Annotated in this window: 18 protein-coding genes; 3 read left to right on the top strand and 15 right to left on the bottom strand. The window is 47.1% G+C overall.

Annotated features, from left to right (window positions below; genetic code table 11):
* Positions 1–189: 189 nt before the first annotated feature.
* The 4 genes from AC5WJX_RS07375 to secA form a co-directional block, all read right to left on the bottom strand.
* The gene (locus AC5WJX_RS07375) at positions 190–1,122 is read right to left on the bottom strand and encodes a hypothetical protein (RefSeq protein WP_494484008.1); all 933 of its coding nucleotides are present in this window, start codon (positions 1,120–1,122) and stop codon (positions 190–192) included.
* A gap of 5 nt (positions 1,123–1,127) precedes the next feature.
* Positions 1,128–2,312 carry a M20 metallopeptidase family protein gene (locus tag AC5WJX_RS07370; RefSeq protein ID WP_494484007.1) on the bottom strand — a complete coding sequence of 395 codons (1,185 nt, stop codon included), beginning with the start codon at positions 2,310–2,312 and terminating at the stop codon, positions 1,128–1,130.
* Positions 2,305–2,742, bottom strand: coding sequence for an SPOR domain-containing protein (locus AC5WJX_RS07365; protein ID WP_440428350.1), 438 nt, complete (start codon positions 2,740–2,742; stop codon positions 2,305–2,307). The genes AC5WJX_RS07370 and AC5WJX_RS07365 overlap by 8 nt, the downstream gene beginning before the upstream one ends.
* Before the next feature lie 69 nt (positions 2,743–2,811).
* Positions 2,812–6,117, bottom strand: a complete 3,306-nt coding sequence (gene secA / locus AC5WJX_RS07360) for a preprotein translocase subunit SecA (RefSeq protein ID WP_494484006.1) — start codon at positions 6,115–6,117, stop codon at positions 2,812–2,814.
* A gap of 192 nt (positions 6,118–6,309) precedes the next feature.
* Between secA and purD the strand changes: the two genes are divergently transcribed.
* Positions 6,310–7,596 (top strand): phosphoribosylamine--glycine ligase, encoded by a 1,287-nt coding sequence (gene purD / locus AC5WJX_RS07355; RefSeq protein ID WP_494484005.1) that lies wholly within the window; start codon positions 6,310–6,312, stop codon positions 7,594–7,596.
* A 68-nt stretch (positions 7,597–7,664) separates the two neighbouring features.
* On the opposite strand, the gene AC5WJX_RS07350 is transcribed toward purD, so the two are convergent.
* The 6 genes from AC5WJX_RS07350 to AC5WJX_RS07325 all read right to left on the bottom strand — a co-directional run bounded on the left by AC5WJX_RS07350 (position 7,665) and on the right by AC5WJX_RS07325 (position 14,098).
* Entirely contained in the window at positions 7,665–8,330 is a 666-nt protein-coding gene (locus tag AC5WJX_RS07350) for an HAD family hydrolase (RefSeq protein ID WP_494484004.1), read from the bottom strand.
* A gap of 5 nt (positions 8,331–8,335) precedes the next feature.
* Positions 8,336–9,412 (bottom strand): glycoside hydrolase family 43 protein, encoded by a 1,077-nt coding sequence (locus AC5WJX_RS07345; RefSeq protein WP_440428354.1) that lies wholly within the window; start codon positions 9,410–9,412, stop codon positions 8,336–8,338.
* Positions 9,413–9,642: 230 nt separating this feature from the next.
* The gene (locus tag AC5WJX_RS07340) at positions 9,643–10,749 is read right to left on the bottom strand and encodes a c-type cytochrome (protein ID WP_494484003.1); all 1,107 of its coding nucleotides are present in this window, start codon (positions 10,747–10,749) and stop codon (positions 9,643–9,645) included.
* A gap of 86 nt (positions 10,750–10,835) precedes the next feature.
* A complete protein-coding gene (locus AC5WJX_RS07335; protein ID WP_494484002.1) occupies positions 10,836–11,315 on the bottom strand; it encodes a DinB family protein in 480 nt (159 codons plus the stop codon).
* A gap of 24 nt (positions 11,316–11,339) precedes the next feature.
* Positions 11,340–12,881 carry a SulP family inorganic anion transporter gene (locus AC5WJX_RS07330; protein WP_494484001.1) on the bottom strand — a complete coding sequence of 514 codons (1,542 nt, stop codon included), beginning with the start codon at positions 12,879–12,881 and terminating at the stop codon, positions 11,340–11,342.
* Between the two features lie 53 nt (positions 12,882–12,934).
* Positions 12,935–14,098, bottom strand: coding sequence for an MFS transporter (locus AC5WJX_RS07325; RefSeq protein WP_494484000.1), 1,164 nt, complete (start codon positions 14,096–14,098; stop codon positions 12,935–12,937).
* Positions 14,099–14,263: 165 nt separating this feature from the next.
* Between AC5WJX_RS07325 and AC5WJX_RS07320 the strand changes: the two genes are divergently transcribed.
* On the top strand, positions 14,264–14,947 hold the full coding sequence (locus tag AC5WJX_RS07320) for an MCP four helix bundle domain-containing protein (protein ID WP_440428359.1): 684 nt from the start codon (positions 14,264–14,266) through the stop codon (positions 14,945–14,947).
* A 55-nt stretch (positions 14,948–15,002) separates the two neighbouring features.
* On the opposite strand, the gene AC5WJX_RS07315 is transcribed toward AC5WJX_RS07320, so the two are convergent.
* From AC5WJX_RS07315 to AC5WJX_RS07305, 3 genes are all read right to left on the bottom strand, one after another.
* Positions 15,003–16,718: a GMC oxidoreductase gene (locus AC5WJX_RS07315; protein ID WP_440428360.1), complete on the bottom strand. Its 1,716-nt coding sequence runs from the start codon at positions 16,716–16,718 to the stop codon at positions 15,003–15,005.
* A 15-nt stretch (positions 16,719–16,733) separates the two neighbouring features.
* Positions 16,734–17,264, bottom strand: coding sequence for a gluconate 2-dehydrogenase subunit 3 family protein (locus tag AC5WJX_RS07310; RefSeq protein WP_440428361.1), 531 nt, complete (start codon positions 17,262–17,264; stop codon positions 16,734–16,736).
* 147 nt (positions 17,265–17,411) lie between these two features.
* Positions 17,412–19,301 carry a PAS domain-containing sensor histidine kinase gene (locus tag AC5WJX_RS07305; protein WP_494483999.1) on the bottom strand — a complete coding sequence of 630 codons (1,890 nt, stop codon included), beginning with the start codon at positions 19,299–19,301 and terminating at the stop codon, positions 17,412–17,414.
* 143 nt (positions 19,302–19,444) lie between these two features.
* Here AC5WJX_RS07305 and AC5WJX_RS07300 point away from each other — a divergent pair, with 143 nt between their 5' ends.
* Positions 19,445–20,692: a cation:proton antiporter gene (locus AC5WJX_RS07300; protein ID WP_494483998.1), complete on the top strand. Its 1,248-nt coding sequence runs from the start codon at positions 19,445–19,447 to the stop codon at positions 20,690–20,692.
* Here the strand turns inward: AC5WJX_RS07300 and AC5WJX_RS07295 are convergent.
* Together AC5WJX_RS07295 and AC5WJX_RS07290 are read right to left on the bottom strand one after the other, a co-directional pair.
* Positions 20,669–20,815 carry an LUD domain-containing protein gene (locus tag AC5WJX_RS07295; protein WP_494483997.1) on the bottom strand — a complete coding sequence of 49 codons (147 nt, stop codon included), beginning with the start codon at positions 20,813–20,815 and terminating at the stop codon, positions 20,669–20,671. The genes AC5WJX_RS07300 and AC5WJX_RS07295 overlap by 24 nt on opposite strands.
* An 11-nt stretch (positions 20,816–20,826) precedes the next feature.
* Positions 20,827–23,502, bottom strand: coding sequence for a glycoside hydrolase family 78 protein (locus AC5WJX_RS07290; protein WP_494483996.1), 2,676 nt, complete (start codon positions 23,500–23,502; stop codon positions 20,827–20,829).
* Position 23,503 lies beyond the last annotated feature (1 nt).

The raw sequence follows: 23,503 nt of genomic DNA, 5'->3' as shown, positions 1-23,503 counted from the left end.
AAAGCTGATCTTTACGCAGGTTATTTCTTTTAATTGTTGTACCTAACCATTTGCTGCGCAAAAGCGATATCAAACTTTATAGCAGAAGCAGCAATAGCGTCAACATCATAATCATCGTATGCTTATTCCTTATCGTGTAAGCTGCAAGTCAGAAGCCTCAGGCGATGTGCCGTGCAAACCCCGCTGTTCTTAGTTCTTATAGTCTTTATGCAGGATCAGGAAGCTTGCGCGTTCTTCTTTCTTCAAAGGGATATTCCAGTTGCCCTGGTAGGTGATTTTGCTTGGTAGTTTGGTTTCGTTAAAGTAGCTCATTTCAATGTTCATTTGTACATCAAAGTCGAATAAAAGATTGTCATATTTCATGTCGACGTACCGCCCGAGAATCTCGAAATTACGCTTATCGAAGATGGTGGTCAGCGTTTTGATCATCAGGCCGTCCTTGGTCCAGCTGCTGAGGTCGGGCTTCACCTTCACTTCAAAGCGATAAACGGGAATAGAATCCAGGTAAGTGGCACTGTGGAAGCTGTAATCATAGTACTGCCGCATGTTGGCGGAGAAGATCTCCGTTTTACCACCAATCAAAGGCAATCCTTTAACGGGTCTACCCGGCGAGAAGATCAGCGTTTTAAGTTTATCCTTGTAGCTGCCATTCTTCCCGTCCGCTGTTTTAGCGTTGAAACTGCCGTCAGAGAATTCCGACTGGTAGGCGTTCATGAAGATGTAGTCGAACATTTCCAAAGTATACAGCTGGTACTTACCGTTCTTCTTGAAAACCTTACCACTGTCCTGTTTCAGCAGGTATTGCACCTTGTTACCTTTGGTATTCAGGTGATTGATTTTACGGTATATCTTACCGTTAACCTTATTCTTTTTGTCGTAAGTATAGAATCTGTTCTCGGCCAGGAACCGGTATTTCTTCATCTCCCGGAAAGCCTGATAGAAGCTGGTATCATTGATGATGGCCTGCACGAAAGACTCCACATTCAGGCGGCTCGCTTTGATGTTCACCACAGAATCCAGCTGAATGGTCTGGATGGTATCCGGATTAAAGCGTTCAATCTCCTGCGCAGACGCTGCCGTCCATGCCAGGGCAAAAAAGAAAAGAAAAAGTGTTTTAAGCATTACAACTAATTACCCAACTGCTTCAAAGCGATGTAGGCCATTAAACCCGTAGAGGTTTTCAGCGCATCTTCATCAATGTCGAAGTTTGGGGTGTGTACAGAGTTTGTGGTGTTTTTCGCTGGATTGCCGGTACCCAGGCGATAGAAGCAAGCGTTCGTTACCTGCGAGTAGTATGCGAAATCTTCTGCCGCCATCCAGATGTCGAGATCTTCAACGTTTTCCTTACCCAGGTAATCTTCTGCATAGGCCCTGGCGTTGGCTGTAAGTTGCTCCTCATTGATCAGGAATGGATAACCATGCATGATGTTGAAATCACAGCTACCGCCCATGCTTTCCGCAATACCTTCTGCCATCTTCTTCATTCTGGCAAGTGCTTCCTTACGCCAGTCTTCGTTAAGCGTTCTGAAAGTACCTTCAAGTTTTACCTCATTCGGAATGATGTTCGTAGCGCCGTTCGCGTTCAGCTTTCCAAAGGAAAGAACCGTCGGTAAACGTGGATCTGCATTGCGGCTCACCACTTGCTGCAGTGCAACCAGGATATGTGCAGTGATCAACACCGGATCGATGTTCTGGTGCGGCTGTGCGCCATGACCGCCCTTACCATGAACCGTCACATACAGCTCATCGGTACTGGCCATGTATATACCCGAACGGAAGCCTACCTTACCACTTTGGATCAATGGCATCACATGCTGACCCACGATATTATGGGGCACCGGATTTTCCAGTACACCCTCTTTGATCATGATACTCGCGCCACCCGGCAACACCTCTTCAGCAGGCTGAAAGATCAGCTTGATGGTACCGCCAAAAGAATCCTTCAGGCTATTTAATATAAATGCAGTGCCCAGCAAAGAGGAGCTGTGCACATCATGACCGCAGGCATGCATCACACCCGGGTTCTTCGAAGCATATGGTTTATCGTTGGTTTCAAAGATCGGCAGTGCGTCCATGTCTGCGCGCAGTGCGATCACCTGATCAGAAGGTAATGCACCTTCAATGATCCCGACCACCCCGGTATCAGCCATGCTAGAAAAAGGAATACCCCAGCTTTGAAGCTTATCCTTGATGAACTTTGAGGTTTCATACTCTTTGAACGACAACTCCGGGTTTGCATGCAGATGCTGGCGGAAAGCGACAACATCATCAAAAACCTGGGCTGCTAAAGTTTGGATCTTTTCTTTAATCATTGCTGTATTCTAAGGTTGGTGCGTTTATCTTCTCGCGGAAAATAAACAGCGTCGGATAGGTAGATTTCAGTTCAGCCATCAGCTTTTGAGCTTCCATCCTGGTGCGGAAATCACCAACACGCAGGTAATAGTTTGGCTCCTTGTAGGTCACATAGGTCATCAGGTTAGGATATAGTGTCCTAAACCGGGCCTGCTCCTTGAAGATGGCCCTGCGGTCAGATCCATAATAGATCTGCACCCGGTAGCCCATCTGCGTCACAATAGGGCCAACCGCTCTGACCGTGCCTGTAGCTTCCTTCTTATTCAGTTGGAGCCTCTTGGCGATGATGGTATCTATTTTTGGATCTTTAACAACTGTCACCGTCCCCTTGCTTTGGGCCAGGGTCGTTAAACCAATTACAGTCAACAAACAGGTAAATAATAGCTTCATGAAAAGGTCCTAAAAAAAGAATGCCGAAATTCTTTTACAAAAATCGGCATTCTACATGGGTATTACAAATTACATTCCTGCGCCGTGGCAGTTTTTGAACTTCTTGCCACTACCACAAGGGCAAGGCTCATTTCTTCCGGTAACCGCTTCCTTACGGATAGGCTGCTGCGGAACTGCCTCACGAGTGTCGTCCATAACAATGGCGTCACTGGTGGCCGACTGGAACTCCGCTTTAGAAGTTTTCACATTTGCCGGAACAGCTTTAGCTGGCTCTGGAGCCTCCTGAATCTGCTCTGGTTCCTGATGAACCGGAATTCCACCTTTGTATAAGAAACTTACCACCTCTTTATTCACTGCATTAAGCATGTTTTTAAACAGGTTGAAAGCCTCCATTTTATAAATGATCAATGGATCTTTTTGCTCGTAAACCGCATTCTGTACAGATTGCTTCAACTCATCCATCTCACGCAAGTGCTCTTTCCATGACTCATCGATTAAGCCCAAAACAATGGTTTTCTCGAATGACTTGGTGATCTCTCTACCGTTATTATCAATCGCAACCTTCAAGTTCACTGGCACCTGAATGCTTCTGATACCATCGGTGAAAGGAATAACGATCTGCTCGATGTAAGTACCGCGCTCGTCATAAACCTGCTTCAATACCGGCAATGCCTGTTGGATAATGGCATCAGATTTTCTGCTGTAGTAAGAAGAAGCCTCGGTAAACAAACGATCCGTCAAGCTGTTGATGTTCTGGCTGGAGAACTCTGCAGCAGTAATCTCGGTGTCCATAGAAAAGTTACGGATCACCTCAAGCTTAAAGCCATCATAGTTTGCAGCTTCTTTGTATTCCGTAACGATATCTTCTGCAACGTCAAACACCATGTTGCTCATGTCAACGTCTAAACGCTCACCGAACAAGGCATTTCTACGTTTCGCATAAATCACGGTACGTTGTGAATTCATCACATCATCATACTCCAATAAGCGCTTACGGATACCAAAGTTATTCTCTTCAACTTTCTTCTGCGCACGCTCAATGGATTTGGTGATCATGGAATGCTGAATCACTTCACCTTCCTCGATACCCATCTTAACCATGATGTTCGAGATACGCTCCGAACCGAATAAACGCATCAGGTTATCCTCAAGCGACACAAAGAACTGTGAAGATCCTGGGTCACCCTGACGACCAGCACGACCACGTAACTGTCTGTCCACACGACGGGACTCATGTCTTTCGGTACCAACAATTGCTAAACCTCCGGCTTCTTTCACGCCTGGACCTAACTTAATATCCGTACCACGACCAGCCATGTTGGTTGCAATCGTAACCGTACCTGCCTGGCCAGCTTCAGCAACGATATCTGCCTCACGCTGGTGCATTTTCGCATTCAGTACGTTATGTTTAATACCGCGCAGCTTAAGCATACGGCTCAATAATTCTGAAATCTCTACCGATGTTGTACCCACAAGTACAGGACGGCCTTTTTGAGTCAACTGCTGAATCTCTTCTGCTACCGCATTGTATTTCTCCCTTACGGTACGGTAAACGTAATCCTGGTGGTCAATTCTGGAGATCACACGGTTGGTTGGAATCTCAACAACATCCAATTTATAGATCGACCAGAACTCACCTGCTTCCGTAGTCGCAGTACCAGTCATACCACAAAGTTTGTGATACATCCTGAAGAAGTTCTGCAAAGTAACGGTTGCATAGGTTTGAGAAGCATCTTCAACTTTTACGTTTTCTTTTGCCTCAATCGCCTGGTGTAAACCGTCAGAGTAACGACGGCCGTCCATAATACGACCAGTTTGCTCATCTACGATCTTAATCTTACCTTCATCGATGATGTATTCCACATCAGCCTCAAACAAGGTATAAGCTTTCAGCAATTGGTTCACCGAGTGAATTCTTTCTGCTTTGATCGAATAATCACGCATCAATTCATCTTTCGCCTGAACCTTTTCTTCACTGCTTCTGGTAGATTTCTCAATTTCTGCAATCTCGGTACCCACATCAGGCAACACGAAGAAGCTTGGGTCTTCACCAGATTTGGTGATCAACTCAATACCTTTTTCGGTCAATTCTACCTGATTGTTCTTCTCGTCGATATAGAAGAAAAGTTCCTCATCTACCTTCGGCATGTTCTTAGACTGATCTGCCAGGTAATGATTCTCGGTCTTAAGTAAGGTTTGTTTAACACTACCTTCACTTAAAAACTTGATCAAGGCTTTATTCTTAGGTAAACCGCGGTGTGCCCTAAGTAGCGCTAAACCACCTTCATCTGCACCGGTCTTACCTTCATTAATTAATTTCTTCGCTTCGTTTAATGCTCTGGTCACATAATCCTTCTGTGCAGTAACCAAACGCTCAATACGTGGTTTCAACTCATAGAACTCATGCTGATCACCGAAAGGTACCGGACCGGAGATGATCAATGGTGTACGAGCATCATCAATCAAAACCGAATCGACCTCATCGACCATGGCAAAGTGCAGCTTGCGCTGTACCAGCTGACCTGGGGTCTGAGACATATTGTCGCGCAGGTAATCGAAACCAAACTCATTGTTTGTTCCGTAAGTAATATCCGCCGCATATGCTCTTCTACGTGCTTCCGAGTTCGGCTCGTGTTTATCAATACAATCTACACGTAAACCATGGAACTCGAATAAAGGACCATTCCACTCCGAGTCACGTCGTGCAAGGTAATCGTTCACCGTCACAATGTGTACACCCTGACCAGCCAATGCATTCAGGTATGCCGGCAGCGTACTCACAAGGGTTTTACCCTCACCCGTAGCCATCTCCGCAATTTTACCGCTGTGCAACACAATACCACCAATCAGCTGCACATCATAGTGCACCATGTTCCACACCACGTCATTACCCGCAGCATCCCAGTGGTTTGCCCAAAGTGCTTTATCGCCCTGAATGGTAACATTCGGCTTTCTCGCCGCATAATCGCGGTCGTACTCCGATGCCGTAACTTCCAGGAACTTGTTCTCTGTGAAACGTCTTGAGGTTTCTTTTACCACCGCAAATGCCTGTGGAAGCAAGTCCATCAGCACGGTTTCAAGTTCTTTATCCCGGTCTTTTGCTAATGCATCAACCTGATCATAGATGGCAGTTTTGCCTGCAAGATCAAGCTCAGGACCTTCGGCACTTGCTTTCAGGTCATTGATTTTGCCATCGATATCGGATAGCGCTTTCGAGATAACATCCTTAAAGTAAACGGTTTTTGAACGAAGTTCGTCGTTGGAAATCGACGAGAGTTTAGCGTATTCTTCGTTTATTTTGATTACAAGGGGTTGGATAGCCTTAATGTCTCTTTCCGACTTGCTTCCAAATACCTTGGTTAAAAATCCTAACATGTCTTATGCCTAATATTTTATAAAATTGAGAAAATTACAACAACCAGGCCACTGCGCCTATACAGGTCATTATGGCAGTTGTCGCCGCTAAAAATACGAAATATCCTGTACTTTGTTGAGGCGCCAATTGTATTATTTGTATTAATTAAACATAAACTGGATAAAGTTCCTCAAACCGGTATCTTTGTCCATATGAATATCTTAATATTAGGTTCTGGCGGCCGAGAAAGTGCTTTCGCCTGGAAGATTAGCCAATCTGAAGCTTGTACATCGCTATTTATTGCACCCGGAAATGCCGGAACTGCTGCATACGGCAAAAACGTGCCACTTAATCCCAATGATTTCGCTGCCGTAAAGGCATTGGTGCTCAAAGAAAACATAGAAATGGTGGTTGTCGGCCCTGAAGAACCTTTAGTTAATGGTATTCACGATTACTTTCTGGAAGACCTTAGCATCGCACATATCCCGGTGATCGGTCCGAAAAAGGAAGGTGCCATCCTGGAAGGCAGCAAGGATTTCTCCAAGCAGTTCATGGTACGTCACGGCATTCCTACCGCAGGCTCCAGAACTTTCACCGCAGCTACGCTGGAAGAAGGTTTAACTTACCTGGAACACCATGCAACGCCGATCGTGCTTAAGGCAGACGGACTTGCAGCAGGTAAAGGGGTACTGATCCTGGACAACAATGCAGAAGCACAGGAAGAACTAAAACTCATGCTGAGCGGTAAATTTGGCGATGCCGGATCAACCGTTGTGGTAGAAGAGTTTCTCTCAGGCATCGAGCTCTCCGTGTTCGTATTAACCGATGGCGACAACTACGTGATCCTGCCGGAAGCGAAGGACTACAAGCGCATCGGCACCGGCGATTCTGGCTTGAATACCGGCGGAATGGGCTCCGTATCACCAGTTCCTTTTGCAACACCGGAGTTCATGAAAGAAGTGGAAGACACGATCATCAAACCAACCATTGAAGGTTTGAAAAAAGATGATATCGACTATACTGGCTTTATCTTTTTCGGACTGATAAAAGTTAACGAGAAGCCATTTGTTATTGAATACAACTGCCGCATGGGCGATCCGGAAACCGAGAGTGTGATCCCACGCATTGAATCTGACCTGGTAGAATTGTTCAAAGCCACTGCAGCGAAACGCCTGAACGAAGTCGAGCTGAAGATCAGCGACAAAAGTGCAGCAACCATCATGATCGTCGCTGGGGGTTATCCTGGCACCTACGAAAAAGGCAAAGCCATCACGGGCATTGAAAACATCCGCAAATCCATCGCTTTCCATGCCGGAACCATCACCGATGGTGCACAGGTAAAAAGTAACGGTGGCCGTGTAATTGCGATCACCAGCCTGCAGGATACCTTCTTTGATGCCTTGCAATCTGCGACCGCCGATGCCGCAAGGATTTACTTCGACGGTAAATACTTCAGAGAAGATATCGGCTTCGATCTTTCTTATGACCCAAAAGCTTAAACAATACTTTCCAGTATAAACAAGAAAGGCCCGGAAAACCCGGGCCTTTCTCTATATCAGTAGCTTAACTATACAAGTTTTTCTGCCTCCAAGGCTGTAATAGCTTGGTCGAGGCTCAAAAATATCTTATCTGCGATGCTTAACAGCGAATGCTGGGTTTCATCATGCTGTATGGCATAACAGGTTACACCGGCACCTTTCGCCGCCCGCAAGCCATTCAGCGTATCTTCAAAAGCCAGACATGCGGCTTTCTCTACACCGAGGGCCTCTACAGCCTTCAGATAACTCTCCGGGTCTGGTTTACTCAGCTCCACGTCGCTGCGTGTAACCATGGTATCGAAGTAATGCCCCAGGCCATTGCGCCCAAAGATGATCTTCACATTGTCTCTCGGGCTCGCCGTTACCAACGCGATCTTCAAGCCTTTTTCTTTAAAGTAGGCTAAAGCTTCTGCTGCATAAGGCATGAGCCTGATGTCCTTTGTTGCAAAACCTTCCCGGCTCAGACGCTCCCGCCAGTCCATCAGCTCCTGCAGATCAATATCAAGCTTAAAGGTTTCTTTAATCACGCGGCAATTGTCAGGCAATGGGTGACCCGCATAGGTCTTCGCCCATTCCTCGTAAGATACCGAGATTTCAAAGGTGCCCAGGATATCCATCCAGCAGCTATAATGAAAATATTCAGAGTCTATCAAGGTCCCATCCAGGTCAAACAATACCGCTTGTAAATTTTGCATCAGGTTTATTTTAACTTTCTTTTTTCAACACCTTCTGTGGTGATTTTCACCGGAAGGATCATGCCGTTTTCATCGAAATACATGCGATCTACACAGGTTTCACGATGATAACCGACTTTCGTGGTCAGCGGTCTGCGGTGATAAAAGATGTACCAGTCGTCCGTGCCCGGTGTGTTGATCACCGAGTGGTGGCCAGCACCTCTTGCAATTTCCGGATCCTGTTGCAGGATCTTGCCCACACGTTTAAACGGCCCCATTGGGGAGTCGGCCACCGCATAAGCTACACTGTAATCAGGCCCCATCCAGCCACCTTCTGACCACATCAGGTAATACTTACCTTTACGATGGATCATGAATACGCCTTCCACAAAGTTTTCAGGTGTAATCGACTTGAAAACCGTTCCATCATCAAAGGGAATAAAACCGGTGAAGTCATCATTTAGTTTTGCAATATTGCAGTGTTTCCAGCCACCATAAAGCAAATAATATTGTCCGTCTACGTCTTTAAACACGAACTGGTCGATCGGCTGCGCACCATTATGGAACTTATCGATCAGCGGCTTGCCAATATGATCCACAAAGGGTCCCTCAGGTTTGTCGGAAACGGCAACGCCAATTCCACCCAGCTGCTCATCATTCTGGATATCATTCGCCCCAAAAAACAGGTAGTACTTACCGTTCTTTTCTGTAATTGAGGGTGCCCAGATGGAATAAGCAGCCCATTTCACGTCTTTAATATCCAGCACATTCGGGTGTTTTTTCCAGGTTACCAGATCTTTGGAAGAGAAAGCATCCAAAAACGTTTGTCTCAGGTACTGCGGATTGATGGTGTTTTTCTGCAATGCCAGCTGCTCCGGTGTAAGCTGCCGCGGCTTCTGGTTCTTTTTAGGTTCACCATATTCTTCAGAGAAGGTTGGATACACCCAATAGGTATTGTTAAAGATTCGGGCTTCAGGATCTGCGTACCAGCCTGGAAAAATTGGATTTCCAGACTTCGTGGCCGGTTTTTTCTTCTGCGAAAATGCAGTGGTACTCAGCAGGGCCAGGATCGTTAAAGCAATTAGCGGTTTAAAGGTCTTCATTTACAATTTAAGGTTTAATGTTAGTTTTCTCCAGGAGCGTCTCAAACACAAATGTGTCAATTATTTGCTTTGAATATATGGCTTTAAGTGTATACCGAGGTAACTTCTTTATCGCAAAGCCAGTAATAACCATGTGCTAAGCATCAAACATGGGGCACACAGGGTCTTGCCAAAGGGTTCACAGGGGGTTCAGCCGGCTCTAGCCTTGCCAAGGCCAGGTCAACGCCTTGTCAAGGCCTTGTCAACCCCTTGTTAACCTCAACTTTGGGCTGCAGCTGTTTCGCATAGGTTACGATCGGTTGGAAAGGTCCATACTTATGCTGTTCTGCAGAAAATGGATCGGGATAAGGGCCGTAGGGCGCATCGATTGGTTTCTTCGACAGGTCCGGATAATCCTTGCGCTGTTCCCGGTGGGGCCGCGGCCGGCTGTTCACATAGGCCGCAACATCCCAGGCTTCCTCATTTTTCAGCAAGGGACTGTTATGGTCGATCCCATAGGGCATGTTATTTTTCACAAATCCTGCAAAATTGCTTAGTCGGTACATGCCCGCACCATCATTATAGCTGTTTTCACCCCATAAAGGCGGATAGATATAGCTCAACTGATCTTCAGACTTCTGCCCGGCCCCATTTTCGCCATGACAACTTTGGCAATGCTTCCGGTACACCAGCAATCCCTTCTTCGGATCTGCAGGGCGATCCAGGTATGGGATCTTTTCGGTGGCCGTACCCTCAGGCTTCTCACCTTTTTTCTGCCCCTGTCCTACCCACTTGAAATAAGCGATCATCGCCTGCACTTCCTTGCTAGACTTGTCGGGCATCTTGCCATTGAGGCTGCGCTGAAAGCAGTCAGAGATGCGGTCTGTTACCTGATCGGTTTTCCCCGATCGCGCGCCTTTCTTAGGATAGTTGGCGAAAAAGGCGGAGTAGTTGTTTGCGAACAGCTTTGTGCCCGCATTCAGGTGACAGTTCTGGCAATTCATGCCATTGGAGATTGCCGCAATTTTACCGTTTGGCCCGAAGTACTTTCCGGTATTGGCAATCAGCTCCCGACCGTAGCGAATGGCCTCTCCTGTTGCACCCGCGGGAATTTCTTCCTCCTGGGGAGCCTTCCATAAACCGGAATTGGCAGCTAGTTGTATGGTACCTTGATTACCGGCTGGCGCCGTTTTTGGTGTTGGAGATCGTACTGCTTTGGGGTTTGAACCAGCCTCTGGGCCCAGAAGACAGGAACTGATAAAAATGAGTCCGCAGCATACAAACAGCAGCGAGAGCATCACCACTGTCTTTGCGGTATAAATAATGGCAAGTTGTTTTTCCTGCTGAAATTGCTGCATGTAAAGGGATAGCTGCTTTAATCGGCCGCAAAGCCTCAAAAGTTATACCTCCCATTTGCTCCCTGGATGAATTGGGTATTAAGTCGTTACATTTTCTCGTTTAATGCCCTAATCAGTTGTTTCAAGATCACGATCTGGCCGAGGTGATAATGGACGTGTTCTACCGCACCTTGTAGACTTTTATAAGCGCTGGGGTAACCCGGGAGGATGGCTTGCTGCAATTGCTCATTACTAAGCCTGCTGATCGCCTCAGCGAGGACTTTACCAGACTTGAAGCAGTCCTGTTTCAGGCTCTGCCAATGATCTTCATTGGCCAGTGGTGAATTATCAAAGCCATTAGATTCGGGGATTTCGACCTTTTCACCGCGGCTTCGTTGTGCCATTACGCGGTTCCAGAAAGCCAGGTGATGTACCAGGCCAGCGATCGTGTTGGCAGATGCGGGGGTGGTTTGAGATGCCTCCTCAAAGGTAATGCCTTCAAGTGTAGACTTCAGGTTCACTTCGGTCCAGTTCTGTCCGGCATATACATCCAGCAAATGCCTGGAGATTAGTTCTGCGATATTCATACTTGAATATACGCAAGTTTAAACTTATTTCAGGCGGTCTACCGCTACATGATAAGTAGGGTCTTCATCAACATTCACATCGATCACTGCAGCGGCGTTTTTAAGCAGCACCTTACAGTCTTCGCTGAGGTACCGCAGATGCAAGGTTTTGCCTGCCTGCGCATAACGCTGGGTTAATTTATGCAGGGCATCTATGGCAGACATGTCCGTGATCTTACTCTCCCGGAAATTGATGATCACCACTTCAGGATCTCCTGCCACATCAAATTTCTCGTTAAAAGCAGCAACAGAACCAAAGAAAAGCGGACCTAATATCTCGTAATGTCTTGCCCCCTGCTCGTCGATGTACTTCCGGGCACGGATGCGTTTGGCACTTTCCCAGGCGAAAACCAGGGCCGAAATAATCACGCCGATCAGGACGGCCAGGGCCAGGTTATGCAGCCATATGGTGATCAGCGCTACAAGTACGCCGACAAAGATATCCTGCTTAGGCATCTTGTTGATGATCTTGAAGCTCATCCATTCGAAGGTACCAATGGCCACCATGATCATCACACCGGTTAATGCTGCCATGGGCAGGCGACCAATGATGGGCGCACCAAAAAGGATGATCAGCAGGATCGTTAGTGAAGCTACGATTCCCGAGAGTCTGGCGCGGGCGCCAGCGGAAAGGTTCACCAGGGTTTGTGCAATCATCGGGCAGCCACCCATGCCGAAGAAAAAGCCGTTCAGCATGTTTGCACTGCCTTGAGCAATACATTCCCGGTTCCCGTTACCCCGGGTTGAGGTAATCTCATCTACCAGGTTCAGGGTAAGCAAACCTTCAGTAAGCCCCACCGCTGCCATGATCAGCGCATACGGGAAGATGATCTGTAAGGTCTCCAGCGTCAAGGGGATGTTTGGGATATGAAAAGGCGGGAAACCACCGCTCACAGAGGCGATGTCGCTGACGGTTTTGGTCTGTATACCAAAGCCGAGTACCACCGCAAATACGACGATTATGGCCACCAGGGAAGGTGGAACAGCTTTCGAAATTCTTGGAAAAATAAACACCACCGCGATGGTCAAAGCAACCAGGCCAGCCATGATCATCAGCGGCTGCCCCGTAAGCCAGACGGTTTCTCCGTTGACCACGGTTTTAAACTGCTCCAGCTGTGCCATGAAAATGATTACCGCTAAACCGTTCACGAAGCCATACATGACTGGTTGCGGCACCAACCGGATGAACTTACCGAACCTAAACACACCAATTAAGATTTGGATGACCCCTGCAAGCGCGACTGCAGCAAAAACATACTCAATGCCATTGGACTTCATTAACGCGATCAATACCACGACGGTGGCACCTGCACCACCCGAGATCAGACCTGGCCGCCCGCCGAAAATGGAGGTCACAAGGCCCATGATGAAAGCGGCATATAAACCGGCAAGAGGTGGAAATCCCGCCAGAATGGCAAAGGAAAGTGACTCGGGCATCATCGTCATTGCGACAGTGAGGCCGGCTAATATTTCAGTTCTGTAGTTTACTTTTTGGGAGAAATCGAAAAAACGGATGCTTGTAGCCATATCAGGTAGAAAATGCAAAAGTAAGCATTAAAATGATGTACAAGCCCGAATCCTTATCCCTTAACCAAGACGGTGTTCCGTTGCTTAGCCATCAACAGCATACAAAAGCCAATACCCACTGCAGCAAGCGCTGCACCAACATACTGCGGCGCCGTATAACCGTAACCGGCAGCAATCGGGAGGCCTCCAAGGAAAGCACCTATGGCGTTTCCAAAGTTTGCTGTTGCCTGCAATACCGCTGAAGCGATCATCTCAGAGCCCTTAGCCGCACTGATCATCAGCATTTGCATCGGTGCGATCACGGCGAAGGCAATAGCACCTGTTACAAAAGTCATGACAATGGCCGCTGGCTGATATTGTGAAACCCCTGCAATCACGAACAAGGACAGTACCATGGCTGAAAGCAGTATTGTGGTTGTGATCAACGGTGAGAATTTATCTGCAAGACGGCCGCCGATGAAGTTACCCACAGCCATACCCACACCTGCAATGATCATGATCACCGTGATGTTGTTGTTGCTGAAACCTGCCACTTCAGTCATCAAGGGCGCAATGTAGCTGATCCAGGCAAACATCCCGCCGGTACCGATTGCCGAAATACCAATGATCAACCAGGGATCTACGTTTTTGAAAACTGCCAGACTGTCCTTGAAAGTACCTTCATTTTTGTTCTTTATTGCCGGTAACCACAGTTTGGTTGTGGCTGCAGTAATTAAACCAAAGGCAGCAACGATGAAGAAGGATAAACGCCAGCTAAAATTATGACCAATATAGGTTCCGATTGGAACGCCAATGATGTTGGCAATGGTTAAACCGGCAAACATCATGGATACTGCACGGGCTTCCTTTCCAGGCTCGGCCAGCTGACTGGCAACCACTGCTCCTATACCGAAGAAAGCACCGTGTGGCAAACCTGCCATGACACGGGTGATCATCAGAAATTCATAGGATGGCGATAAGGCGAAAAGTGCATTGACGATACCGAACATCAGCATCAGTCCGATGAGTACCTTCTTCGGCGGCAGTTTAGAAAACAAACCTACCATCAATGGTGCACCAATAACAACGCCGAGTGCATAGGCGGATATCAAATGGCCTGCAGTAGGGATGGAAATATCAAGAGATTTAGAGACATCAGGCAGTACGCCCATCATCATAAACTCGGTCATTCCCAGGCTAAAGCCTCCAATTGTAAGGGGTAATAATCGCTTGTTCATAGGATTTGAGAGATTTACACAAAGGTACGTGTTAGTGTACAAATTACACTAACAAATATGAGTCCAGATCCGCAGCTGAAGGCTTCGCGATTTAATATTGCAAACAGATGAAAAAAGACATCTCCACAATAATGCTTATCTTGGTTAATTCTTAACCAAATAGCCATGAGATTCGCCTATTCTGTGAAACAAAAGGTCAAGATAGCAGTGCTGCTGTTCTTCATCATGACCTGTTCTGTTCTGATCCGCATCTTGGAAGACAAGAGTGTTAAAAACATGAATGAATCTTTCATTACGCTATACAACGACCGGCTGATCCCGGCGATGGACCTTTACCACATTGTAGAGAACTTATATGCACGCCGGAACATCATTGAAAGTGTTCTGTATTCCAATGCGGTAGCGGACGAGCTTGGACTGAAGCATAATTTAAGCAGATACAATCACAACATCGATTCCCTGTTGCAGAAATACGAGAAGACCTATCTGGTACAGCAGGAAAAAGTACAGTTGCAGGATTTAAAGCAGAACCTGAGTTCCATCCTCCGCATGGAACAAGATCTGGTTAGCAACATTTACAACAACCAGGCAGCAGCAGCCTTAAGGCTATATGAAGATCGGGGGAAAAGGATGTTCAGCAGTGCAACCATGCACCTGACCAAACTTATTGACACGCAAAAACAAGTTGGCAATGAGATCATCGAACAGACGGAGAAGATCGTATCCGGCACGAAGATTTACTCGAACCTGCAACTTGCACTTGCGATCTTAATCGGAATTCTAATTGTTGGTATCCTGTTCACGTCCAATGTGGTGAATATCCGGAACGACAAGTACAATCTAAACTAAAAATGGCCCCTAAGACAGGTTTAATTGTCTCAGAGGCCATAGCTTTTTCTATATTTTATATTTCGAATTTATTGATCGATTTCACCGCGTAATCTACCGCTCTGGCAGTGAGTGCCATGTAGGTTAAGGAAGGGTTCTGTGTAGAGGTTGAAGTCATGCAGGCACCATCAGTCACAAAAACGTTCTTACAGGCATGCACCTGATTCCATTTATTCAGGATGGAAGTTTTTGGATCATGCCCCATCCTGGCTCCACCCATTTCGTGGATATCCAGTCCTGGTGCTTGTGAGGAGTCATTAACCTTGATGTTCTTGAAGCCTGCCTCGGTAAACATTTCAGACAGCTGCTCGATATAATCCTTCTTCATTAAACGGTCGTTTTCATCGTAGTCTACCGAGATATTCAACAATGGCACGCCCCAGGCATCTTTTTTATCCTTGCTCAGGTTTACGAAATTGGACTCTTTAGGAATGGTTTCACCCATCATGTGCGAACCAACCTGCCAAGGGCCAAGTGGTGCTTTGGCCAGGTTATCTTTTAAGCTTGCACCAACACCGCTGGAGTCGCGGTTAACGGAACGTCTGGCACTAAAGCCGGCAGCATAACCACGCTTGAAGTCCGTTTCTTGCTTCAGCAGGTTACGGAACCTTGGCAGATAACCGCCACCAGCCGGGTTACGGCCGTCGGTAGACCACTCCAGCATGCCATCATATTCCGCGCTGATCCTTGCGCTGTAGTTATGGAAAGCCACAAACTTGCCCAGTTGGCCATTATCATTCCCAAGCCCATTCGGGAAACGGTTGGATTTGGAATTCAACAGGATCAGGTTGGTGTTTAAAGCCGCAGCATTAACGAAGATGATCTTCGCATAGAACTCCATTTCCTGCTTTGTATTGGCATCAATTACACGTACACCCGTTGCTTTTTCTTTTTTGTCGTCATAGATGATGGATTCTACCACAGAATCTGGCCTCAAGGTAAGATTTCCGGTTTTTGCGGCCCATGGTAGCGTAGAAGCATTGCTGCTGAAATAGCCTCCAAAGGGACAGCCACGCTGACAAAGCGTTCTGTTCTGACATTTTGCCCTACCCTGATCCAAGTGAATCTGATTCGGCTTGGAAAGGTGTGCACATCGTGCACTGATGACATGCCGGTTCGGATATTTTTTACTTACCACGCCTTTGAAGTAGTCTTCCACAGCATTTAGCGGGAATCCTGGCAGGAACTCGCCATCGGGAAGCTCCTGCAGCCCGTCTTTGTTACCAGCGATACCGGCAAAACGTTCTGCATAGCTGTACCATGGTGCTAGGTCGGCATAACGGATCGGCCAGTCTACAGCGAAGCCGTCGCGTGCCGGACCTTCAAAATCCAGGTCACTCCAGCGTTGGGTTTGTCGCGCCCAAAGCAGCGATTTACCGCCTACCTGGTAGCCACGGATCCAGTCAAAGGGCTTTTCCTGCTGGTATGGATGTTCATTGTCCTTCACCACAAAGTGCATGGCATCCTCGCGGAAAACATAACACCTGCTGGCAATAGGGTTCTCTTTTTGAATGGCCAAAGGAATTTGTCCGCGGTGGTCAAATTCGTAGGGGTACATGTTTGTCGTTGGATAGTCTTTGATGTGCTGAACATCGCGTCCTCGTTCCAGAACCAGCGTTTTTAAACCCTTTTCTGTGAACTCTTTAGCAGCCCAGCCGCCACTTATTCCGGAGCCAATAACGATTACATCGTAAGTATTCGTTTTTTGGCTATCTATATTAATATTAGACATTGTAGTTTTTAAGTATTAAGCAGATTTAACAGGGTAATATGGGTTCCATCTTCCTGGTACCAGTTCCCAAACAATAAGATTGGTCATCACATATTTTGAGCTCATATAGCCCTCGATGGTTTTAGACTTGGTGATGTCATAAAACTTCTTGATTGCAGCAGGTGCTTGCTCGTCTTTCTCAATGCCTACCAGCAGTTGCTCACGCTCCGGGACGGTCAGCTTTTGGAAGCTTCTGGAGAACTGTGCCTCCGAGCGGTCCTGCAGCGCATCCATCCCTTCAAAGAATAACTTTTGATCTTCCTTTTCGTAGCAGTCATCCAGCATCTTTAGCGTAAACAGATGCAGATTCAGGCTTTTAGCACCTGGTGTTTTCGTTTCAGGTATGATGGTTTCCGAAATATCGGCAAGCAGCTGTTCCTGATCGAGGCTTACGTCTATGTTGGTGAGTGCAATTGAGGATTTACCGGAGTCCCTTAAACAGGATGGGAGTAGTGCCATACCACCCGCCATGAATAATATTTGTTTGATCGCTAAGCGTCTCTCCATTTTTATATTTGATTTTATCTTGATTTGAGCAGCCTTCAATAGCGTGATTGCCAGGCTACAAGCTCGAATAACAAATAAAGTTATACATTTTCAAATATATACCATGGACACCGTGCAATTTCGTACAAAAGCTTGTAGTATTTTAGCTTAAAACGATGCCTCGAGGGGTAGTTTGATGCTCACCTTAGTGCCTGCACTGGCTTCAATATGGATTGTTCCATTGAGCAGCCGCACCTTATTCATGAGGGTAGCCAGGCCGAGGCCCTGCTTTCCGGCTTGCTCAGGATTGAATCCAACACCATTATCCTGAACAAGGACCTCCAGCGTAGCGCCATCTTTTTTGATATCGATGATCGCTTCACTAGCCTTGGCATGGTTGATCACATTCATGAGCAGTTCCTGCACCATGCGATAAACGGACACTTCCACATAACCGTCGAGCCTGCTGGTTATACCAGTCACCCTGCAATTGATATCTATAAGAGGCTGAAACTGTTTACAGAGCTCTATGATCGTTTCTTCGAGGCCGAAATCTTCCAGGATCGCCGGTGTCATCTGGTGAGACAGGCGGCGTATTTCCTTGATGGCCTCAGCCAGTATGCGGTCGGTATATTGTTTGGAGCGCTGAAAGGCTTCCGGGTCACTAATTGCTTTACCGGACTCTACATGTTTGAGGTTTATTTTTACGGCGTATAAGAGTTGACCGATGCCATTTCGAAGATCTTCGGCAATACGCTTCCGTTCCTCCTCCTGCGTGCGGATGCTGGCTTTGAAGATCTCTGCTTTCTGGTTATCTTCCATCGTGCGCAGCTTTGCTTCCGCTTCGCGGATGGGGCTGATGTCGAGGTTCGTGGCCACCAGGCTACCATCAAGCTTCACAAAGGTGCAGGAGAACCATTTGTTAAAGCCCTCGAAAGGATAATAATACTCCAGCTGCTCAGGTTTACCACTTTCCATAACTTTCAGCATCAGGTCGAACAAGCCGGCGGCTCTTATCCCAGGATATTCTTCCGTGTAGCGCTTGCCAACAAGGTCGCGTCGCTGCGTTTCTTTTTCCAGCCCTCTACTAACCAGTATAATTTCAAAATCCAGGATTTCGCCCGCTCCATTACGGATCGGTTTTAGCAAGGACATCCCAATCATGGTTGCATCAAACACCGACTGCAACATGGCATTACTTTTCTGCAAATCCTCATGTGCTTTTTGCAGGGCCTCCCCAGAACGCTTCTGCTCCGTAATATCGTGTGACACACCAAGCACATACAAGCTTTCGCCGGCGAGGTCAGTGATCACTTTGCCCTTGCTAAGGATGTAACGCATTTCACCATCCGGAAGAAAAATTCGCCTGGTATATTCATATGCGCCTTTTCGGGCTGTTGCATCTGCAATGGTCTCAGCTACCTTTTGGTCATCACCTCCGTAAGAAATAGAGCTTAGGAATTCCAGGGAGGGCACGAAAGCACCTGGTTCATAACCTAAGAGCCGGTACATTCCGTCAGAAAAACTGATGCGCCCGGTTTTCAGATCCAGCTGGTAACTGCCGGTACTGCCTGCTTCCTCAACCCTGGAGAGTAGATCTATGGTATCTGTCAGTCGTTTGATGTCCTGTTCGATGCGCCGTTCAAACTCAATCTCCTTTTTGATAAGCCTGGTAATGTCGAGCAGTTTATGGATGATATAGGATATTTCCTGCCGATCGTCTAAAACCGGTATCTGGATGATCTCATAGTATCTATGACGGATCTGCTGGGCGTCGATGATGCGGCTTTCCCGGGTTTCGATGACCTCATCCAATGATCTTAGAATGCGACTTGCGAGATATTCGTTGCTGGTGTTGTACAGGTTGAACAAGGTGGAGACCTCAGCGATCTGAACACTTGTTCTGGATAGCCCCATAGCATTAAGCCAGGCATCAGATGCCGTAAGCACCTTCTTACCGGGAGAAAGGATCAGGTACAGTTCCGGTAGTTTTTCGAACATTTGCAACGAGCTTTCCCAATTCATGATCCCTGAATTACTAAAATTATTTCGTTCCATTTTTATCAATGCTATTGTAAAATGCTAAACACCGGTCTTCAGCAACCTATACAAAAGTAAGGATAAGGTACATTACCTTCCCTTAAAAACTACCACGTTTATATACCTGTTTATTCAATAATTTACTCAATTTTGCCGCCAATATGGATTTTTTCGCAGTCATAACTACGCTACTTACGATCAGTTCAATATTCAGCTACATCAATGCTCGCTGGATAAAATTACCCGGCGTAATTGGCGTGATGCTGCTCGCGATAGGTTCTGCGCTGATTACGATCTTCGCAGGTAAAATGCTGCCTGATTTTACGCGGCTGATTCAGGAGCTTAGTGACTCAATCGACTTCTCGAGCACCTTACTCGACATTTTGCTAGGCTTCCTGCTTTTTGCAAGTGCATTGCATTTCGATATCAAAAAACTGAAATCAAACCTGCAGGGTGTACTCATCATCAGCACCGTCGGTGTACTATTGTCGACACTAATATTTGCCGCACTGCTGCATTATGCGCTATCATATGCGGGTCATGAAGTACCTATGATTTACTGCCTGGTGTTCGGCGCCCTGGTATCCCCTACAGATGCGGTGGCGGTTGCAGCCCTGTTAAAAAACACCAGAATGCCCAGCCGCCTGGAAACCATCATCAATGGAGAATCCCTGTTTAACGATGGGATTGGCATTGTGCTTTTCATTACCTTTCTGGGACTTGCCGCGGTTCCGGGTAGCCAATTCTCATTGACCCATACAGCCTTGTTATTTGGGCAGGAGGTTTTCGGCGGATTACTGCTGGGACTGCTGCTTGGCGCAATAGCGTACCGGATGATGCGGGTTATCCGCGATTTTCAGACCATCGTAATGATCTCGCTATCCCTGGTGATGATGATTTCCCTGCTTGGCAGCATGCTGCATGTTTCCATTCCACTTGCTGTAGTTGCGGCAGGTCTGCTGATTGGCAGTAAACCCTTCAGTGACGATGAAGAATCCAGGCTTAATGAGTACCTGCAGCGTATCTGGGCCCTGCTCGACGAACTGCTGAACACCGTGCTCTTTGTATTAATTGGCTTGCAGCTGGTGATGGTATCTTTCAGTACAGACTACTTTGTTGCAGGTGCATTTGCCATTGTAATTTTACTCGTAGCAAGGATGTTGAGCATTGTATTGCCGATCGCGTTCCTGAAGCGCTCCTTAAGGATACAGTACAACAGTGTGGGCATATTAACCTGGGGCGGGCTACGCGGCGGGATATCTGTTGCTCTGGCACTTTCGCTACCGCCTTCGCCTTACCGGGAGTTGATCCTGACGGCAAGTTTTTGTGTGGTGGTATTCTCGATCCTGGTGCAGGGACTAACGCTGAACAAGGTCGTGCATAGACTACTCCAAGAGAAAAACCAGTAGGGACCGTGCGCCATGCGCACCGATGACCAGGCTTCGTTCAAAATCCGCGGTTTTAGAGGGGCCGGCGATGAACACGCCATGGTCATTCTTTTGAACGATATTCTTATGGGCACCCTGTCCCATCCTGTAAATACCTATTTAACTTCAAACTGGTACGTTCCAGCCTCCAGCTTTAACACGGAATCAACTGCAGATTTACCTTGGTAAGCTTGTTGCCCCTTTTGCAGTGGAAAATACACGGTTGCGGTTGAGTTTGCCGGAACCGTTACCGTATAGCTAACTTTCTTACCTTGTCTTTTCCAGAACGACCGGATCTTTCCATGAGGACCTTCATGCTCCGCTTCAAAATGATCCAGGCCTTGCACGAAGTTGGGCTTAAGCAGCACATGTTTGAAACCTGGCTGCTGTTCGTCAATCATGATACCGCCGAGCCCTTTAAAGAACCAGCCACCTATCTCACCGAACATCATGTGATTCAAAGAGATATCCCTTTCCGCCTGAATGTTCCAGTTTTCATACAGGGTAGTTGCGCCATTTACGATCCACCAACCCCATGAAGGATAGGTATCCTGCACCGCCAGTTGGTAAGCCGCCTGTGCCTGTCCATTTTCACTTAAAGCGTTCAGGATTGCTTTCGCACCCAATACACCAACATCAAGATGGTTCCCATCCGCTTTTACCCTTTTAGCAAGGTTCTCTGCAACTTTTGCCTCCATGCCTTCCGGAACAATTTTCCATTGTAAGGCCACACTCAGTTCCGTTTGCAGTCCGCTGCCGTATATGGCGGTTTGTGCATTGAAGTATTTCTTGTTGATTGCCGCTTTGATCTTTTCGGCAAGCGCGCTGTAATAACGTTGATCTTCAGGTTTATTGAATAAGGCCGCAGCTTTGCTCAAAATCACGGCGTCAACATAATAATAAACCGACGAAGTATATTCTAATGGCGACTCTGACTTCACCGGAACCCAATCTCCACGACCGAAGGTTGTCAGACCTTCCGGGCTGATCCTTTCTACATAGTTTACATATTTTTTGATGGGCTCATAACTGTCCTCAAGCAGCTTGGAATCACCATAGAACAGGTAAACATTCCATGGGATAATGGCGATGGTACTGGTCCAATCTGTCCCATTCGCGGTTCCGTAGCCCCAGCCACCAGTTGGAATAATATCCGGCAACACACCATTTGGCTGTTGTTCATCACGGTGGTCGGCCAGCCATTTTTCATATACCGTAATCCCGTCAAAGTTGTACAAGCCACTTTCAATGGCGAAATGACCATCACCTGTCCAGCCGTTCTTCTCCCGCTGCGGACAATCTGTAGGGTAGCCATATAAATTGGATAGATAGGAGTTGTTGGTTGCTGCCCATAGTTTGTTAACCAAACTGCTTGAGGAGTTTACTTTACCAGCCACCGGTACATCGCTGTGCATGAAATATCCGGTGATCCCAGATTTATCGATCTTAATCGGCTTGCTGCTGGTTACCTCCACATATTGGAAACCTTTATAGTTGAATTTCGGCTTAAAGGTTTCTTTTCCATCACCCTTAAGGGTAAACAGGTCTGTTTGGAATGGATCAGAATTATCTTTCGGACGGTAATAAACATCAATATTCGACAGGTCAACCCTTCCATCCGGCAACAGTCGTTCCCCATGTTTGATGCGAACCAAGGTACCCGCCGGCCCTTCAACGGAAATCTGCGTTACACCTGCAATATTCCTACCCAGATCAAACACATAGGTCGTATCATTAAAAACCTTCAGGCTTTGTGCAGGAATCGTTTCCACATCACGAATGGGATGCATCAGCTGAGAAACCACCTGTGTTGAAGGCGCAGCACGAAGGCTTACCCCACGCCATTTCTGATCATCAAAGTTTGCTGTATTCCAGCCTTTCTGCTCCAAGCGGGCGTCATAATGCTCTGCGGTGTAGATGCTGTTAAAAACAACTGGTCCGGAGCTTGTCTTCCAGTCGCCATCGGTCTTCACCACTGAAGTTGTACCATCCTGATAGGTAATACGAAGGTCCATACAAAAGGTCGGTCTGGCCCGCCATGGTGCCGTATCGAAGTTCCAAACCGCGATAGATTGCATGTTGTACCAACCATTGCCCAGCAACACTCCGATTGCATTTTTGCCGTCCTTCACCTGGGCCGTTACATCATAAGTCAGGTACAAGTTCCGGCGGTCAAACCGGGTATACATAGGGTCCAGCCGGTGATTTCCGACCTTTTCACCATTTATATAAAGCTCATATAATCCTGCTGCAGCAATGTACGCTCTGGCAGATTTAATCTTCTTGCTTTCCGGATTGAAGACTTTTCTGAAATAAGGCGCCGGGCGCATATCGATGTTGTTGCCATCACTGATCCAGGTGCCCTGCCAGTTGGCCATGTTCATCATGCCAGTTTCAAAGCTGCTTACCGTGCTGCTTGCAGGTTTTCCATCTTTATCCCAGATCTGGATCAGCCAGTAGTACTTCGTAAAGGGTTGCAATGCTGTTCCCTGATATCGCAACAGGCTTTGATCTGCATTTACTTTTTGCGTGTCCCAGGCATCTGCTTTACCTTGACCCACTGCTGCAGAATCCCGGCCTACATATAGCCTGTAGGCCGTTTGTTTCGCACCCTTTCTGCTGTCATTCAGCTTCCAGGACAACCTGGGACTTGCCGCATCCACACCGACCGGACGGTCTAAATGCTCACACATTAATGCATATGGAGCAGCAACTTTGTCCTCAGCAGTAGCGCCAAAGGGCAGGAGCAAAACACACAGGGAGAACAGTTTAAAAACATTAGACTTCATCATA

The organism is Pedobacter sp. NEAU-ZC8, from assembly GCF_059278965.1.
The sequence above is the reverse complement of the archived record's forward strand: the minus strand, read 5'-3'. Positions and strand labels throughout refer to the sequence as shown.